Genomic DNA, 16,475 nt, shown 5'->3' with positions numbered 1-16,475 from the left:
TATTCATCCAACCCTAAGATTCAGAATTATAAATGGTGCGGCTATTACAAACATTCATCGCCTTTTCTACTCCCGAATTGAGGCTTAGTTCAATACACTCAACCACAAACTGAAGTACAAGAGACATCTGCTGATTTTCGGGCGCAGAAAATCGCCCCAGCACATGAGAAACAGCATCAGAATCATCGTTATTAGCTGCACCTTTAGGTTTACCAATACCGATTCGCAAACGGGGAAAGTTTTGGGTACTAAGATGTGCGATCGCACTTTTCATACCGTTATGTCCCCCAGCCGAACCAGACAAGCGCAGACGAGTTTTTCCCAAGGGCAAATCCATATCGTCATAAATCACCAGCACTGATTCAGGCGGCAATTTATACCAACTTGTTACCGCTTGTATTGCTTGTCCTGAGCGATTCATATAAGTTAACGGCTTCAGCAAGCGAATCTTACCTCCACCTGAAGCCATACCCTCGCCATACTCACCCTGAAACTTGCGGTTTTCTGCTAAGGGAATGCGCCAAGAACGGGAGAGAGTTTCTACAGCAGCAAAGCCGATATTATGACGTGTTTGGTCGTACTTGCTTTCTGGATTCCCCAACCCGACAATTAGCTGGGGAATCACCAAAGCTGGTTGCGTAACAGCTTCTGTCATTTTGCCTATAGTCAATTGATATCTAGCATTCTCCTAGTAAAGGCGGAAATAAACCTACTATTTCATTAGAGCCAAAAAGCCCAGAATTAAAGCATTCGTGACTTTTGACTTTTGAATGCGTGACTTTTGACTTTTGCGTAGCGGTACTAGCTAGGTTGGGAAGAACTAGCGGTATCCTGCTCAGATTTAGCAGCGTGGATTTGCTTAGGTTCCAATTCAGCAGTAGTTTTTACAGCTTCTTCTAAGTGTTCTGCTTCTTTTTGAAACTCATTTTGGAAATCTTTAGAAGCTTCTTGGAAACTACGAATTGTTTTGCCCACACTTCGACCAATTTCTGGCAGCTTCTTTGGGCCAAAGATTAACAGCGCCACTACCATAATTACAGCCATTTCCGGCAGACCGATACCAAATATATTCATTTTTTATCTCCTATAAACTCTAAAACCACTACATAGACTTACATATTATTATTATTCGTCCCTCTGCTCTAATAGACATCTCCAGAAATTAATTATGCGTTACCTGAAACCCTTGTAGAGACGTTGCAATGCAACGTCTCTACATTCATTTTCGGAGATGTCTAATGTATTAAACCAAGTTTCTAAATCTGCGATCGCCTGAAAATCTAACAAAGCTTCACCAAGATTTTCTAATTGCTCTAGGTCGAGAGTTTCAATTCGCTCACGCACCTCTTGGGGTAATTCTCCTACGCGCCGAGTTAGTTGACGAACAATGAGCGATCGTTCGCGTTGTTGCGCTCGTTGTTCTCCTTCAGCGAGAATTTCCTGATAAATCACCGATTCGCGCATCATACGCTCCCGAAACAATTGTCGAATCAAGTCCTTTTCGTATTTTAACCCCGCTAAGATTTGAGTGTAGGTGGAAATTTCTAGTCGTTGTCTTCGCTCAAGTTGATTCACTTGTTCCACCACTTGTTGCAACAAGGCTTGGGGTTGGGTGGTGTAGATTCAAGCTTAGTGCAGTTTTGCATAAAAGCGTAGCGTTTTTAATGCAGGGGAACGCATTAACAATGTAAGCCGACGCATTGGCATTGCAGAGTATTGCCAAATTTAATTCGCTACGAATTAATGAAATGTTGTACTTAGTTTGAAATTCCAGGTGGAGAATGCGTTCTTGTAGTTGTAGGAATGTGACGTAATCAGCACGAATTGGTTCAATACTCAATTCAGTTTTGAGGACTGTAACAGCAGTTTGCGGTGTACCTAATACCCAACTGGCAAAGGTAGCAGGATGTTTTTCGGACAAAAGTTTGCAGAGGTTGTCAAAGGACATAGAGCAAAATCATCAACGTAGCCAACATACTTTTTCGCTTTGAGTTGTTCCTTACAGCAGTTTTCATGTATTTGACCACATCTATCGTAGGGGCACAGCAATGCTCATACGTGTCAACTTAAGCTATAGATAGCTTAACTGTTGCCTTCCTCACCCGCCTAGAACTAAAGTTCTTTGGCTTTCAGCTAAACTCTACTGAAGTAGACTAAAGATTTTTGGCTATATTTAGTCATCTTCAGATGACTTTCGCTATTAGCAAGGAACTTCAGTTCCTTGCGGGACATGACTTTTACGTTAAGTTGACACCAATGAGCAATGCTGTGCCCCTACCGCGTGGTCTATTTACCTGAAAATAGCTGTAATAAAATCAATGCCAATGCATCGGGTAACAATGCCAATGCATCGGGTAACAATGCTAATGCATCGGGTAACAATGCTAATGCATCGGGCGACAATGCCAATGCATCGGGTAACAATGCTAATGCATCGGGCGACAATGCCAATGCATCGGGTAACAATGCTAATGCGTCCCCTTGGATTAAAAACGCTACGATTTTACGCAAAGCTGTACTTAGATTTTTTCAAAAAGCAGTCGATTGCTATATCTAATCTGTCTAACAGCGAACTCGGAACTCTAAGTACTGAATTCTTCTCCAGTAGCAAATCACAATTCATAAAAAAACCCGGAAGAACCGGGTGTAACATAACTTGTTATCCAAACTTGATAGCTGTGTATCCTTTAGCGTCCTAAACTCCGCCAATCGACCACTACATCCTGAACCAACAATGTTTTATTGTAAAGTTGCAGAATAATCAGCAGAAACACGAAAAATAGCAAAATAAAAACAGCCATCACAGGGGTAGTACCCCAACCTGGAGCCACTTTCCCATACTCAGAGTTCAGTGGTTTCAGGATATCTCCCAACCTAGTCCTTTGTGCCATAGTTCACCTAATATTACTTGCCAAAGCTTTTTTTAATCTTCTGTAATATTCTATAAGAATAGCACTCATCATCTATTCCTCAATTATGGAACCCGCAATAGTTCTTAGCATTTCTGTAGCTGCCGTGGTGGTTGCCATCACCGGAATTTCGATTTATACCTCCTTTGGCCCTCCTAGCAAGCAATTGAACGATCCCTTTGATGATCACGAAGATTAAAAGAGTCATTTGTCATTTGTCATTTGTCATTTGTCAATGGTCTGTGGAAAACCACAACTGACCACTGACATAGCAATAGTGGCTCACTTCAGCCTGGGATTAATCGCTGGTATCACCTTAAAACTGGCGATTTTCCAAGGCTGTATTGTCAAGATTTGTTGCTCAGATGAGAATTCAGTAGTAGAGGAACGCTCTAATAAATCTACCGTATCCCCTAGATTTAACCCTAAATCACTTTGCCAAGATAACTCGGCTGTTTCTCCGTGACATTCATAACACCGCAGAATTAACTGCTGTGGGTCATCCTCTGATGGCTTGAAGGCCATCAAGATTAAATTTTCAGCTGATAAATCTAGGAACCTCACCCCCAACCTCTCTTTGCTAGCAAAGAGGAGAGAATTTTTCTGTGGGTTTTGATTAACGGGATTCAATATCACTTGCAACGGTATATTCAATTCATAGCCACGCTGTACTGTATGGGCTGATTCCCAGCTACCAGCATGAGGATACAAGGTATAGGTGAACTGGTGAAAACCTCTATCAGCCTCTGAGTCTGGCCAATTAGGGCTGCGTAGCAGTGTTAAACGGAGTTGATTTGGTTTGCTGTCGTAACCGTATTTACAATCATTCAGCAAACTAACTCCGTGAATATCCTCCTGTGTTTCTCCTGTCAAATCAGCCCAACGCAAGGCGGGAACTTCCCATTTTGCTTGTTCTGCGGGGGTTTGCGGTTTAGTTGGACGGCGAATTGCGCCACAGGGAATTTCATAAGTAGCAAAGTCTGCTTCAACATTCAAAGGAAAAGCAGCTTTCACTAATACATGATTTTCTTCCCAGTTTACAGTAGTAGCTATTTTCAGCAGAGGTGAACCAGCTGGCAGAATATAGTCTTGGCAAAATTCCGATTCACCCAACTGACGCACCACGCGCACACGACTTTGCACTGGGCCTTGTTCTAACCATTGAATAGATAGAAGATTTGTTGAGGGTAAGGGATGTTGAGCGTAATTAGGGTCTATATTCCAAGCATCCCAATATTGACCACTGTCTTTAAAAGCTTGTAGTTGATTCCCCGCGCCACTCAAAATTTCTCGTTGATAAGTTTTATCAAAAACACTTGATAAATCTCCAGTATCAAGATCTATAACAACTCGCAGGAATTCATTTTCTAAAATCCAGTCTGGGAGGAGTGGGGGGGATGAGGGGGATGAGGGGGATGAGGGGGATGAGGGAGAAAGCCAAAATATGCAGTAGCCTACGGGTGGAATTTCGGTGGCGAGAAATAGTAGGGTTGATGGTTTAGATAATTGGGAGACAAGCTGCTTTCCAGAAGTATCGTAAATCTGCCATTCCTCTGGCGTGGGTAAAGCTACAGAGACTACTTCAGAACGTTGCCAATTGAGAGAATTGAAAACGAAAATAGGCAAACTACCGGGTTTTGGTGGTTCTGATAGGGTAATGTGAGATGCGATCGCTAAAAGTGATTCTTGTAATATCTTCGTTCCCATTTGTTCCACTTGCTGCCATTGGGGTAACGCATCCGTGTAAACTTGGGTAATTGAAGAACCAGGTAAAATATCGTGAAACTGTTGAAATAACACCTGCTTCCAAGCTGCTTCGATTTCTGCTTTAGGATATGTCACACCACAGCTTACAGTTGCCAAAGTAGCAAATAGTTCAGCTTCATACAATAAATTTTCACAACGACGATTCCAACGTTTTTGATCTGCGTGGGTAGTGTAGCAACCGCGATGGAATTCGAGGTATAGTTCGTCATTCCAAGTAGGGAATGAGGGGGATGAGGGGGATGAGGGGGATGAGGAAGCAGGGGAAGCAGGGGAAGCAGGGGGAGAATAATAACTCTTGACTCCTGAATTCTGACTCCTGAATTCTGATTGGATTTGCTGTAAATACTTTTCAGACGTTATGAATTCTAAGTCTGGGAAAAAAGGAGACTTTTGCCAGCGTTGGGCGGTTTCTAACATATCACGGGTGGGGCCGCCGCCGTGGTCGCCGACACCGGGAAGCCAGAGGGATTGTGGTAAACCAGTTTGGGTTTGCCATTCAAGAGCGTAGGATGCCATTTTAACTGGGTCAATGCTTTCACCTATGGGTGCAGACATCAAACTAAAGACTTCGCTACCGTCAGGCGATCGCCACCAAAAAGCCCCATAATCAAATTTAGTAGTATCATTCCACCGCAATTTCTGGGTGACAAAATACTCAATTCCGGCATTGGCGAAAAACTGCGGTAAAGTTGCACAGAAACCAAAAGAATCTGGAACCCATACCACAGTTGAAAGCTTACCAAATTTTTCCTGGATATAGCGCTGACCATACAATAGCTGACGGACTATTGATTCACCAGCAATCAAGTTGAGTTCTGGTTCCACCCACATTCCGCCCACAACTTCCCAACGTCCAGCAATTACCTGTGCTTGAATTGCCCTAAATAAATCCGGGCGATGTTCTTCAATCCAAACATAAAGTGCGGGAGTCGAATGACAGAAAATTAACTCAGGAAAATCTTCTTGCAACTTTAAAACCGACTCAAAAGTGTTTTGCGCCGCATTCCAAGTTTCACTCACAGGCCATAACCATGCTAAATCTAAATGAGCATGACCCAACAAGAAAATTTTAGTTTTTTGATCCCCCCAACCCTTAAAAAGAGGGGCTAAGATGTCGGATTGAATTAGGTTTTGACGTAGAGACAAAAACGAGTTTACCAACTCTCCCTTCTCTTCCTCCGTGTCCTTGGCGTCTTGGCGGTTCGTAACCTCCCCCACCATCGCCGCCAAAACATCCAACCTCTGTGGTGCAAACTTTTCCAAATAAAGTTGCACCACAGCTAACTCATCAGCCACAAAACCCGGATCGGGATTATTATCAACAGTAGACTCATAAACTAGGAGCGATCGCACTAAAGCACCATCACAATGTCCCGGACTCACTAACCGCAAAGCCACAATAAACTCTTCCCCTGGCGTCACCTCTTGACCCAGAAGCACTCTAGGCGAACAATCAAATAAATCACCCTCCAGCACTAACTCCCCATTCACATAAATCTCAGCAGAATCTGCCCACCAAACCAGCGCCAGCCGCAAAGATAACCCAGCTAAGGAATAGCCCTGTAAATCTTGGGGAACCACCAATTTTTGCACTAGCCATAGCACTTTTTTCCCGCCCGTCCAAGCAATATGTTCTTTAGCATTCAACTGGACAGGTTGCCAATGAGACAAATCAGCAGCTACAACATCAGTAATAATCAGGTCAGATTCCTGGTATAACCAAGTAGACTGAAGATTAACTTGACAAAAAGAGCGCAGTTGCTCAATTGCTTGTGAGATGAATTTGGTCTGGGATTGAGAGACAGTCGGGGTCATATATTCGCTATGATGAGGTGTTGGTCGTTTTTTATTGTTTGGCGCGAGTCTCACAACTGAACAAGACTTGAACTAAAAAATTACTACTATGTCTTCTGGTTCCTCTGGTCGTTATCAAAGCAGACTATTTAACTTTGTCCACCAGCAATCTCGGCGGGTGACACAACAGTGGGAACACACCTTCCGGCATTTGCAAGTTGCTACTAAGTGGGGTGTAGAGGTACTACTTTACCCAGTGTATCTACTGTTTCAATCATCTGAATCATCTAAGAAAACGCTACAGACCAAAGAACCACAAACTAGACTAAAGTTACAACCAAATGATACCGATTTCCAGCCCGAAATTCCAAATGTTGATAGTCCCATTCAACATGTACTAGAGGCAGTCAATTATCTGTCATCAAATGAAGCTGCTTCTACTCCTGCAAAAACAGTTGAATTTTTCAAACCCTTGGCTTTATTGGGAGTTTTACGGCTGAAATTCGCTGATAATAAGTCCACAAATAATGCTAATTTTACTCAATTATCAAATATTACTGAGAATCAGACCGGAAGTCTCAACCCTTTACAGCTAGAAAATCCTCTCAATCAGCATATTTCAGTAGTGCGGGGAATTGCCACAAAGTTGATGGATCGTAGTTTAGTACTTGTTACTGCCGACAATGAAATTATAGATATTTTGACACCCCAGCAGCAAGCAAAATTAGAAGACCGAATTATTAACGAAGTTGCTAATTACTGGAAGTCGTGGCGGTTGATTATAGCTAAAAAAGAAACGGAGCTATTACCACAAATTGACCGTTTATTAGCAAAACTCGCTGATGGAAATACAGCTAAAAATTCAGTTTTAGCCGAGGGTATACCAAAAGATTTACTTAATACAGATAGATTATTAGCATTTCTAGATATAGCCTTTGCTAAATTGGAATCAAATGCTTTAGTACCTGTGCAAGAACGTAGCCAAGAAATTGTCCAAGTTGCCCAAACTCAGTTAAATATATTTCTTTATGGCAAAGAACAATTAGCCGATAGGGGAGAAATTACAGCCAATGCTGACGGTTTAGAAACTCATACACTGAATATTCAGGCTTTGATTGAGGCAGCACTTAATTACTTTTTTGGTGTTGGGAATAGAAAAACACTTGAGTCAACAACTAGTAATGAGCGATCGCAAGGTAAAATATTATCATCACGCCTTAGAAAGTCTTTGTCCAAAAGCCGTCAGTTGGAAAAAGAGGATTTAACAAATGATCTTTGGCTAACATGGAATGATTTATTTGGCGACACCGAAACCATTGCCCAAAACCCAGTTACACTTTCTGGGAGGACAAATCCTGCTTTAGCCTCAAGTTTATCAGTAGGACATTTTCCACAAAATAATTTGACTGTAAAACAACCTAAAGTTGGATCTGGTTTGGTGCGAAGAAGTCAAAAAACATCTGGAAAAGTTGCCTCTGCAAAACAAACCCGAACCAGCATTTCCCAAACTAAAAGCGAGAGTCGTAAAGGGGAAATTTTACACCAGCAATTTCGCCAAAGCAGTCAAGTTGAGGCGCAGCCAGACTGGATAGAAACCAAAGCAACTTCAACAGGTTACGAAAAGCACCCCTTAGAGCAACTTCTGGAATGGGTTGATTATGTTATGCTCTGGCTAGAAGAGAGATTTGTAAAGATTTTTCAGTCGTTACGGCAACTATGGCAGGGGAAATAATTCGTAATTCGTAATGACGCTCCTACGTCGCTAACGTAATTCGTAATTAAGATTCCTTAAATTATATCTGGTTTTATAGGTTTACATCTTGTTGTAGCCTGATTTTAGATAATTTGTATAAGTTGGTAGAGATTTTTTAATAAACTATTATAATATTTACAATTTTTTAATTAAAGGATAATTTGGATTATCTATAATGTTATTGGTGGTTGTCTAAGTGAAAATTCTTGTTTACTGTAAATATTTCAATTTCAAAAATCCACTAGATAAACCGAAAATTGAGACATTTGTGGTGAATGTGCCTCAAATTCCTAAGATAGGTGAAACAATTGTAGTCGAAAGAATTTCACCCCAAAAGCAGTTTGTAATTATCTTTGAATACATTGTGACAGCAGTGCAATTTAACGCTTCTAGACAATCGGCTGACTCAGCAGATGCTCAGGTAAACGCATTTCTAAATCACTGTTGGGAGGGAACATCAAATTTCAAAGTTACAAACTTTTTAGAGCAATAAACCCTCACCACAACATGTGATTGAGGAAATAACGTAACAATTTGGCTCCTGTTGGTTATTAATAATTAGTTGACATGTTAGTAGCTTGCTGGGAAAATATGTAAAAAACTAACCCTATGATTGACCATAGCGATCGCCTTGTGTCTCGTAGAGAAGGCACATTTCAGGGTGTTGGAGGACTTGACCTGTATTACCAAAGCTGGCATCTAGAGGGTAAAGTACGCGCAATATTAGCCATTGTGCATGGACTCGGAGGGCATAGCGATCGCTACAATAATATAGTTCAGCATTTGATACCCAAACAATATGGTGTCTACGCCTTAGATTTGCGTGGTCATGGACGCTCATCAGGTCAGCGAGGCTATATCAACGCTTGGAGTGAGTTTTGCGAAGATTTAGGAGCCTTTTTACAGTTAATTCAGACTCAGAATCCTGGATGCCCAATTTTTCTTTTGGGTCATAGTTTAGGCGGGGTGATTGTCTTAGATTATATTCTGCGCCATCCTCGACAAGCATCAGTTTTGCAAGGTGCGATCGCTCTAGCGCCAAGCTTGGGGAAAGTTGGGGTTTCACCTATTCGGGTGCTTTTAGGAAAAATGCTCTCACGGGTGTGGCCGCGTTTTACCCTGAATACAGGCATTGACCTGAGCGCTGGTTCACGAGATCAGCAGGTTTTAGCCGCATCCGCTCAGGATACACTGCGACATACTCTTGCTACTGCCCGTCTGGCTACAGAATTCTTTGCAACGGTTGATTGGATTAATGCTCACGCAACTGATTGGGAATTACCATTGTTGATTCTCCACGGTGGTGCAGACCGAGTGGCTTTCCCTGTGGGAAGTGACATCTTTTACCAACGGGTAAACTGCACAGATAAGCTGAGAATCGAGTATCCGGGAGCCTATCACGAAATTCAGTGTGACCTAAACTACCGCGAGGTACTGGCTGATTTGGAAGATTGGTTGGAGCTACATCTACCACCCCAGACGGCGCAGTTAGGACGGGGAAGCGGTGAGTTAGAGTTTCCTAGTTCTTAGTACAGCATTTCTTTAATTCGTAGCGAATTAAATTTGGCAATCCCCTGCAATGGCATTGTGTCGCCTGACAATGGCATTGTGTCGCCTGACAATGGCATTGTGTCGCCTGACAATGGCATTGTGTCGCCTGACAATGGCATTGTGTTGCCTGACAATGGCATTGTGTTGCCTGACAATGGCATTGTGTCGCCTGACAATGGCATTGTGTCGCCTGACAATGGCATTGTGTTCTCCTACATTAAAAACACTACGCTTTTATGCAAAACTGTACTTAGCTTTCAGTAGATGAGGCTTGATTACTCTATCGTCAACTAATGCGTAGGCGTAGTGCGTGGTAGCCCCAAAGCTTGAGGATATGAATAATGCAATATGCCAAGCTATAGAAGATGATCCTCGTAAATACTCTCACGAGTCACAGCATAATCTGACAGCACTGGTAAAGTAAACCCAACACATAGCGCAAATTCGTCAGCTAACTTATCTGCAATTAGTTCAAACTCCTCATTATTCAGTTGACCTTGTGTCTGAAGCTTCGCCATCAATTGAGGGTGTTTTTCTTCTTGACCTTTGCGCTGTTGGTCTTGAAAGATTAGCTCTTGAAGATATTCACTAGCTGAACTATAACCGCCCTTAGCTACTTGTTCCTCGACAAAGACTTTCATTGACTCAGGCAAGGAAATCTGAATGTTAGTCATACTATGAGAGTTCAGGTAGGCTGATTTTATCTACTACGTTACCAGAGCGATCGCATATTACAGCGCTTTTCAAGTAATTGAACTACACCACTCCCTACTCCCCGTCTAATAAAATGCTGTAAAATGCAGAGTCAGTTATTTATCTAAAACAGCAGAAGGCTCTCACATATTAAATAAAACGGAATGACCTGCCGTCTTTAAAGCAAAGAGCCTACGCACAGCAGTAGCCGAATTATCTTGTGGAAGCCCAATACAGTTGAGTTAAGCTTTTTTCTCTCCCCCTGCAACGCCAGCTTCCCCTGCCCCCCCTGCCTGCCTTAACAGATAGATTTCCTTAACTGAACTGTATTGTGTGGAAGCCCCCACCAAAATCGGGAAGGACGATTTAGTGGTGGGAGATGTCACAGAGGAATTAGTTTCTACCTTTGAAAGAGTTTAGCCATTCTTGAACTTGCTCGCGGGCAATATCGCGCCCCCCAAGACCAAAGGCTAGGGCAATAGCAACAGCGATCGCACCTAGTAAAAGTCCAAAGGCTAAATTCACAATATCACTGGCAACTCCAATCTGTTGCAGTGCCATTGCAGAAACTAAAACAATGATGGCAATCCGCGCCACTTGTCCTAAAATCTGTGCTTGGCGCTCGCCGGAACTAGTAATGATGTTAAAAGCTAGATTGGCCAGGAATAAACCAATGGCAAATATCACCAATCCTGCCAAAATCCGCCCGAATATGATCACAATTCCAGACACTAATGCTGTCAGGGCTGGAATATTTAAGATATTCACCGCCGCCACCGTTGCAAACAGCATGATACCCACTAAAGCAACAATGCCTGCAATTTCCGATGGTGTGCGGGTTGGAATCGGGGGAGTTGTTGATTCTGTTGAAACGACGATTCGTCTGCTGGGTGTTGTCAGACCCAAAATAGTGAAAATATTATTAAATCCTAAATTGGTGAGGATACTTGTAACCAAATCCGCAATAAACCGCCCCACGAAATAGGCAACAATCAAAATTGCCAGGGCTGTAAAGATGGCAGGGAGGGCGTTGAGAATCTGTTGCAGCATTGCGATCGCAGGCACAGAGATCGCATTAATTTCCAGGGCATTGAGGGCTGCGATCGCCACAGGAATCAAAATCAAAACATAAACAATTGTGCCAATAATACTCGATAGAGGTTGCACCCCCGCAGTGGCAGATAATCCCAAGCGGCTACCTAAATGGTCAATACCAGTTGTCGCCAGCAAGTTTGTTACAATCCGCCGCACCACATTAGCTATGAACCAGCCAACTACAGCAATTAGCGCCGCCGCTAAAATGTTCGGCAGAATTAGCAGAACTTCTGTAATGAGAGCTTGTACTGGTTGTAGAGCCTGCCTGAGTTCGAGAGTATCTAAAACTGGGGCGAGAAACAGTAAAAATATAAACCAATACAGAGCATTGCCAATCGTCTCACTCAGAGACAGCTGATTGAAGCTCGGTGCCCTGTCTTCTGGTTCTGGATTCAGACGCTCATCCAGGTTAAATGCCTGTAATGAGCGCACAGTAATAATCTTCACAATGGTCGCCAAAAACCAGGCGACTCCCAAAAGGATTCCTGCACCAACCAACTTTGGCAAAAAGCCAATAAGTTGCTCGAGAAAATTATTCAGGGGTCGAGAGGCTACCTCCAGATTCAATGTTTGTAAAACAGCTACCGCCGTCAACAGGATAATGCTCCAAAAGACTAAGCTAGAGATTAATTTCTCCACTTGGGGAACATCTTGACGACCCGTTATCCCTGCGGCAATGCGGTTATCGATGTTTGTGCGATTGAGGATTCCTCGCGTCAGCGCTGCTGCGCCCAACGCAATTAGCCAACCTACAAACAAAATTGCCACTGCCCCCAGCAGACGGGGTATAAACAGAATCAACTGTTGAACAATACCTTGTACATCAGCGATTCCTTGATTCACTGCTGGTTGCGGTGGCAGGCTGGGCGATTGTGCCAAAAATTCCTGCACTTTCGTGGACAAAGCAACTCCTATCACCTGGGTTATTCCTTGCCAAGTTGTGTTCATGGTTTTCGAGAATTAAGCTTAAGATTCGCCGCAAACACTAAGTCAGTGTTTTTCCTATCAATTTACCAGTAAAGACATACATATATTGATATCAAGACTAATTTGATTTAAAGTGGGCATTGGGCATTGATTATTCTCCTCTACTCCCCCTGCTCCCCCCACTCCCCACTCCACTAAATTTTGCGTTACTCTAATTGCAGCAACAGCATCAGAGATATAGAATGTCCCAAGTTTTGGAACAATCGATTCAAATTAATGCTACAGCTACGGTGGTGGAGCGCTGTATTAGCGATTTAGCTCTCATGCATCGCTGGCTCAACCCCGTTCTTCGTTGCGAACCTGTGGGTGAAATTTGGAGTACTGATGTTGGTAGTAAAAGTCGTTTTATCATTCAAATTCCTCTACTGAAACCCACGTTGAATAGCATAGTTGTAGAACGACAACCGGGTTTGGTAGTTTGGGAATTTCAGGGATTTTTTCAAGGGCGCGATCGCTGGGAATGTCAGCCAACAGAAAAGGGAACGCTCCTACTCAACCGTTTTGAGTACGATATCCCTAACCCCTTAGTTAGTTGGGGTTTCAACACCTTTGCTGCCTCTTGGACAAAAGAAGATATGCAAGCCCAACTGCGCCGCCTCAAACGAGTCGCAGAACAACAAAATTAGTCATTTGTCATTCTCCCTCATCTCCCTCATCTCCCTCATCCCCCTCATCTCCCTCATCTCCCTCATCCCCACTCCCTAACTATCCTTTCCCAATTCGCTAAGTAGCCGCCGAATCACATATGCATCCTCGGCATCGGGAACTTTTGCTAAATAATTTTGTAAGTCGTCTACGGCTTGGGGGTAGTAACCGAGTTGATAGTAGATCAGACCGCGATCGCGTAATTCTAAAGTTAAACCAGGAAACAGCAACAAAATTCGTTCAACTGCTGCCAACGTTTTTTCTAACTCTTGCTGTTTAAGGTAAATAAATTTTAAATTTGTCAGCATCCGTGCCAAAAATTGCCGATTACTGACTACAGCTAAAAATTCTGGTTGTAGCGTCACAGGTTGCTGATAAAGTTGAGACAGCCGTTCTTCGCAATCTTGGGCAAATATTATTTCACCGCCATTGAAGGCATCCACAAAAATCTCTATATCTGGAATGTCTGGGCGGATTAGGAAATGTCCTGGCATTCCCACACCCACCATCGGAAAATCAATCCGTCTGGCAACTTCCAGGTAAACCAACGCTAAGGTAATAGGAATACCTAGCCGACGGTCAATTACATCATTGAAAAAGCTATTGCGCGGGTCATAATAGTCAATTTTATTACCAGAAAACTTTAAATCATCGTAGAGATACTGGTTAATACTTTGAACTATCCGCAAAGGATATCGTGAATCAGGCAGGCGTTCTTGAAGCTCCCATGCCATTGTATCAAGGGCGTTGAGATATTCCTCTGGATCTAGATTGGAATATTCTTCCTGTGCAATATACAAAGCTGCCTTTGCTAGGTCGATGTGTTCGTCAGACTGTTGAATCTCCTGATAAAAATATTGTCGTGCTGACGAGAAATTCATAAGCTGTTGCTTGGTGGAAGTGTGAGGATGAAGCGAGAGCGGCTTGGCTGAACTGAAAACAGTTTTTTGTACCTATTTTTATATTAGGGATATTCAGAAGATTTGGAAATCTAGTTTGTGCATAAGTTTCATGACATTAATCTATCCAGGGGATGAAAATAGGTTAACGCAGCTTTTTCTATTGACTAAAATACAGTTTTATAATATGTGTTTTTGCTAAATCGGTTTTGAGCAATGTAAAGTACCAATTAGTGATTATTAATTAAGGAAAATTCCGAAATGGCGTTAAGAGGATGTGTATTAACTATTTGAATAAATGGTATAGCGCTGCTCTTTCTGCGATCGCTAGGGAGAGCAGATTTTTTATGTAAACTTTCTTAACGTAGTATAAGTTTGTGCTAAATCTGTTGTAAGCAATGTAAAAATGTATGGGATCAAAGTACGAATTAGTGATTATTAATTAAGGAAGATTCCGAAATGGCGTTGAAAGGATGTGTATTAACTATTGAATAAATGGTATTACGCTGCTCTTTCTGCGATCGCAGGAAGAGCAGATTTTTTATGTAAACTTTCTTAACGTAATTTAGTAAGCGTTAGCGTTCGCGCAGCGTCTCGTAGAGAAGCTCACCGCAGGCATCGCTACCCTAAGTTTTTAACCACTATAGCTTTAATCGGTAGCTTTCATAACAGTAAGTAGGTAGGCACAATTAAACCAAACTGTATAAACTTATGTAAAGCACCAGAAACGCTTTGAGTATAAGCTTTTAAGCGATTTACATTTCTTAATTTAGTTGTATTTTTTAGCACCCACCTACTTGTGTTACTACGATGTTCTTAAATGTGATTATACTTACGTAGTTATATTTACGCATAATTACGTTGATAAATCTGTCTTAAAGCAACAACTTAATTTTACAAAGTTTTAGTGAATTATTCACTTGATACTACCTCTATAAGTCGCTTTAAATCTATGTTTTGGTGACTATTCAATCTAATTTTAAATATAATTCTTATGTGAATACACGCAAAATCTCTAGCCACAAAATAAATTTACCAGTAATCTAAATGAATACGCAAGTGAGGAGAACACTGTTAATAAGCTCCTTAAATAACTAGAAATAAAAGCTAAGTTCAAAACTTTAGTTATTTTTACTAGTGCTTATATCTGCGCTCCCTGCAAGAGGTTTACTATAGCTTCTTGTACAACATGCGTTACGTCAATTATGTCCAAATGCTTGGCATAGCCTAGATATTTTTCTAGTCAAGCATTTTTATTATTCACATCTGCTTTTTTTAAATAATAAGGTCAATCATGAAAATTTCTAACTTTGTTCGTGCAACACTCACGGCAGCATCTTGCTGTTTGTCTGTTTTAGCTATTTCAACTAGCGCTCACGCTGCTACTTTGGTTCCCGTTGATTTGGAATTGTCTTTACTTGTTGATGTTTCTGGAAGCGTAGATAATAGCGAGTTCAATCTACAAAAACAAGGCTATGTTGATGCTTTTTCAAATGCCGACCTTTTTAACAATTTCATCTCTAAAGGAAATTTAGGCAAGATTGCAGTAAACCTGATTTACTGGTCTGGCGCGAATCAGCAGCAAGAAGTTGTAGGGTGGAGTTTGATCGATAGTGTAGGTGCTGCACAGACTTTTGCTAATAATATAGCAGCAACCACGCGTAGCTTCAGTGGCACTACTGCTATTGGTTCTGTACTCAATTTTGCCGCACCTAAATTCTTCAATAATGACTACGATGGTGCACGCCAAGTTATCGATGTGTCTGGTGACGGTGCTACAAACGATGGGGTTAATACAATAGCTGCCCGCAATGCTGCTCTAGCACTAGGTGTCGATGCGATTAACGGTGTAATTATCGAGGGCGAGTCTGGACTTCAAGCCTTTTATCAAAATAACGTAATTGGCGGTACTAATGCTAATGGTGACCCTGCTTTTGTTCTAGCAGCGCAGACCTTCCAAGACTTTGGTGTTGCAGTTGATCAAAAAATTAAGGCAGAAATCAAGCCAACCTCTGTTCCTGAACCAGCTTCTATAGTAGGCTTGCTAGTTTTTGGTACTATTGGTGCTAGTTCAATGCTCAAACGCAATAAGAAATTCCAAGCTATTGTTAACAGTTAAGTAACAAAGGCTTGCCTTCACTGAAAACTGTTTTTTGTCCCTGTGTAATATCGGCTGTGTCTGCGATCGCCAGACACAGCATTTTTTTGTGTTGACACGCATAACGCTTGTACCGCTATTTAAGCGGCTTGAACCAAAGCGATCGCGGCTGAAAAATGAGCTTGGTGAAAAACTAGGGTGTTAACTGGATAAAGAAAAAGCATCCCTTTGTCTAGGTAAGCTTTTCAAAATGAGGGTTGCAGCTAAAACAGTTTTCAGTGAAG

Annotated in this window: 17 protein-coding genes and 1 pseudogene; 7 read left to right on the top strand and 11 right to left on the bottom strand. The window is 42.0% G+C overall.

What is annotated here, in order from left to right; translation table 11 throughout:
• Nucleotides 1-13 precede the first annotated feature (13 nt).
• The 5 genes and pseudogenes from pth to psbH form a co-directional block, all read right to left on the bottom strand.
• On the bottom strand, nucleotides 14-655 hold the full coding sequence (pth, locus tag LC574_RS03080) for an aminoacyl-tRNA hydrolase (RefSeq protein ID WP_229451459.1): 642 nt from the start codon (nucleotides 653-655) through the stop codon (nucleotides 14-16).
• 146 nt (nucleotides 656-801) lie between these two features.
• Complete coding sequence (locus LC574_RS03075; RefSeq protein ID WP_229451458.1) at nucleotides 802-1,074, bottom strand: TatA/E family twin arginine-targeting protein translocase; 273 nt, start codon at nucleotides 1,072-1,074, stop codon at nucleotides 802-804.
• A 99-nt stretch (nucleotides 1,075-1,173) separates the two neighbouring features.
• Nucleotides 1,174-1,948, bottom strand: a pseudogene (locus LC574_RS03070) (DUF4351 domain-containing protein).
• A gap of 338 nt (nucleotides 1,949-2,286) precedes the next feature.
• Nucleotides 2,287-2,511, bottom strand: coding sequence for a hypothetical protein (locus LC574_RS03065; protein ID WP_229451457.1), 225 nt, complete (start codon nucleotides 2,509-2,511; stop codon nucleotides 2,287-2,289).
• Between the two features lie 176 nt (nucleotides 2,512-2,687).
• Nucleotides 2,688-2,891, bottom strand: coding sequence for a photosystem II reaction center phosphoprotein PsbH (gene psbH / locus LC574_RS03060; RefSeq protein ID WP_229451456.1), 204 nt, complete (start codon nucleotides 2,889-2,891; stop codon nucleotides 2,688-2,690).
• 85 nt (nucleotides 2,892-2,976) lie between these two features.
• Between psbH and psbN the strand changes: the two genes are divergently transcribed.
• A complete protein-coding gene (psbN, locus tag LC574_RS03055) occupies nucleotides 2,977-3,108 on the top strand; it encodes a photosystem II reaction center protein PsbN (protein ID WP_100901201.1) in 132 nt (43 codons plus the stop codon).
• A gap of 83 nt (nucleotides 3,109-3,191) precedes the next feature.
• On the opposite strand, the gene LC574_RS03050 is transcribed toward psbN, so the two are convergent.
• On the bottom strand, nucleotides 3,192-6,491 hold the full coding sequence (locus LC574_RS03050) for an alpha-mannosidase (RefSeq protein ID WP_229451455.1): 3,300 nt from the start codon (nucleotides 6,489-6,491) through the stop codon (nucleotides 3,192-3,194).
• Nucleotides 6,492-6,579: 88 nt separating this feature from the next.
• On the opposite strand from LC574_RS03050, the gene LC574_RS03045 reads away from it, so the two are divergent.
• The 3 genes from LC574_RS03045 to LC574_RS03035 all read left to right on the top strand — a co-directional run bounded on the left by LC574_RS03045 (nucleotide 6,580) and on the right by LC574_RS03035 (nucleotide 9,753).
• The gene (locus LC574_RS03045) at nucleotides 6,580-8,202 is read left to right on the top strand and encodes a hypothetical protein (RefSeq protein WP_229451454.1); all 1,623 of its coding nucleotides are present in this window, start codon (nucleotides 6,580-6,582) and stop codon (nucleotides 8,200-8,202) included.
• A 217-nt stretch (nucleotides 8,203-8,419) separates the two neighbouring features.
• Complete coding sequence (locus tag LC574_RS03040) at nucleotides 8,420-8,716, top strand: hypothetical protein (RefSeq protein ID WP_229451453.1); 297 nt, start codon at nucleotides 8,420-8,422, stop codon at nucleotides 8,714-8,716.
• 116 nt (nucleotides 8,717-8,832) lie between these two features.
• Entirely contained in the window at nucleotides 8,833-9,753 is a 921-nt protein-coding gene (locus tag LC574_RS03035) for an alpha/beta hydrolase (protein ID WP_229451452.1), read from the top strand.
• Here the strand turns inward: LC574_RS03035 and LC574_RS03030 are convergent.
• From LC574_RS03030 to LC574_RS03015, 4 genes are all read right to left on the bottom strand, one after another.
• Nucleotides 9,750-9,977: a hypothetical protein gene (locus LC574_RS03030; protein WP_229451451.1), complete on the bottom strand. Its 228-nt coding sequence runs from the start codon at nucleotides 9,975-9,977 to the stop codon at nucleotides 9,750-9,752. The genes LC574_RS03035 and LC574_RS03030 overlap by 4 nt on opposite strands.
• A gap of 153 nt (nucleotides 9,978-10,130) precedes the next feature.
• Nucleotides 10,131-10,448: a hypothetical protein gene (locus LC574_RS03025; protein WP_229451450.1), complete on the bottom strand. Its 318-nt coding sequence runs from the start codon at nucleotides 10,446-10,448 to the stop codon at nucleotides 10,131-10,133.
• A gap of 261 nt (nucleotides 10,449-10,709) precedes the next feature.
• The gene (locus LC574_RS03020; protein WP_229451449.1) at nucleotides 10,710-10,853 is read right to left on the bottom strand and encodes a hypothetical protein; all 144 of its coding nucleotides are present in this window, start codon (nucleotides 10,851-10,853) and stop codon (nucleotides 10,710-10,712) included.
• A gap of 7 nt (nucleotides 10,854-10,860) precedes the next feature.
• Nucleotides 10,861-12,510, bottom strand: a complete 1,650-nt coding sequence (locus LC574_RS03015) for a mechanosensitive ion channel (protein ID WP_229451448.1) — start codon at nucleotides 12,508-12,510, stop codon at nucleotides 10,861-10,863.
• A gap of 221 nt (nucleotides 12,511-12,731) precedes the next feature.
• Here LC574_RS03015 and LC574_RS03010 point away from each other — a divergent pair, with 221 nt between their 5' ends.
• Complete coding sequence (locus tag LC574_RS03010) at nucleotides 12,732-13,175, top strand: SRPBCC family protein (protein WP_229451447.1); 444 nt, start codon at nucleotides 12,732-12,734, stop codon at nucleotides 13,173-13,175.
• 75 nt (nucleotides 13,176-13,250) lie between these two features.
• On the opposite strand, the gene LC574_RS03005 is transcribed toward LC574_RS03010, so the two are convergent.
• Nucleotides 13,251-14,075, bottom strand: a complete 825-nt coding sequence (locus LC574_RS03005) for a SirB1 family protein (protein ID WP_229451446.1) — start codon at nucleotides 14,073-14,075, stop codon at nucleotides 13,251-13,253.
• A 1,312-nt stretch (nucleotides 14,076-15,387) separates the two neighbouring features.
• On the opposite strand from LC574_RS03005, the gene LC574_RS03000 reads away from it, so the two are divergent.
• Nucleotides 15,388-16,212 carry a DUF1194 domain-containing protein gene (locus tag LC574_RS03000; RefSeq protein ID WP_229451445.1) on the top strand — a complete coding sequence of 275 codons (825 nt, stop codon included), beginning with the start codon at nucleotides 15,388-15,390 and terminating at the stop codon, nucleotides 16,210-16,212.
• Between the two features lie 34 nt (nucleotides 16,213-16,246).
• Nucleotides 16,247-16,396, top strand: a complete 150-nt coding sequence (locus LC574_RS02995) for a hypothetical protein (RefSeq protein ID WP_229451444.1) — start codon at nucleotides 16,247-16,249, stop codon at nucleotides 16,394-16,396.
• The last annotated feature ends 79 nt before the right edge of the window (nucleotides 16,397-16,475 follow it).

This window comes from Nostoc sp. CHAB 5715, assembly GCF_020829685.1.
In the GTDB taxonomy this organism is placed as follows: Bacteria; Cyanobacteriota; Cyanobacteriia; order Cyanobacteriales; family Nostocaceae; genus Nostoc.
Note: the sequence above shows the minus strand (reverse complement) of the source record. Positions and strands in the feature narration are given on the sequence as shown.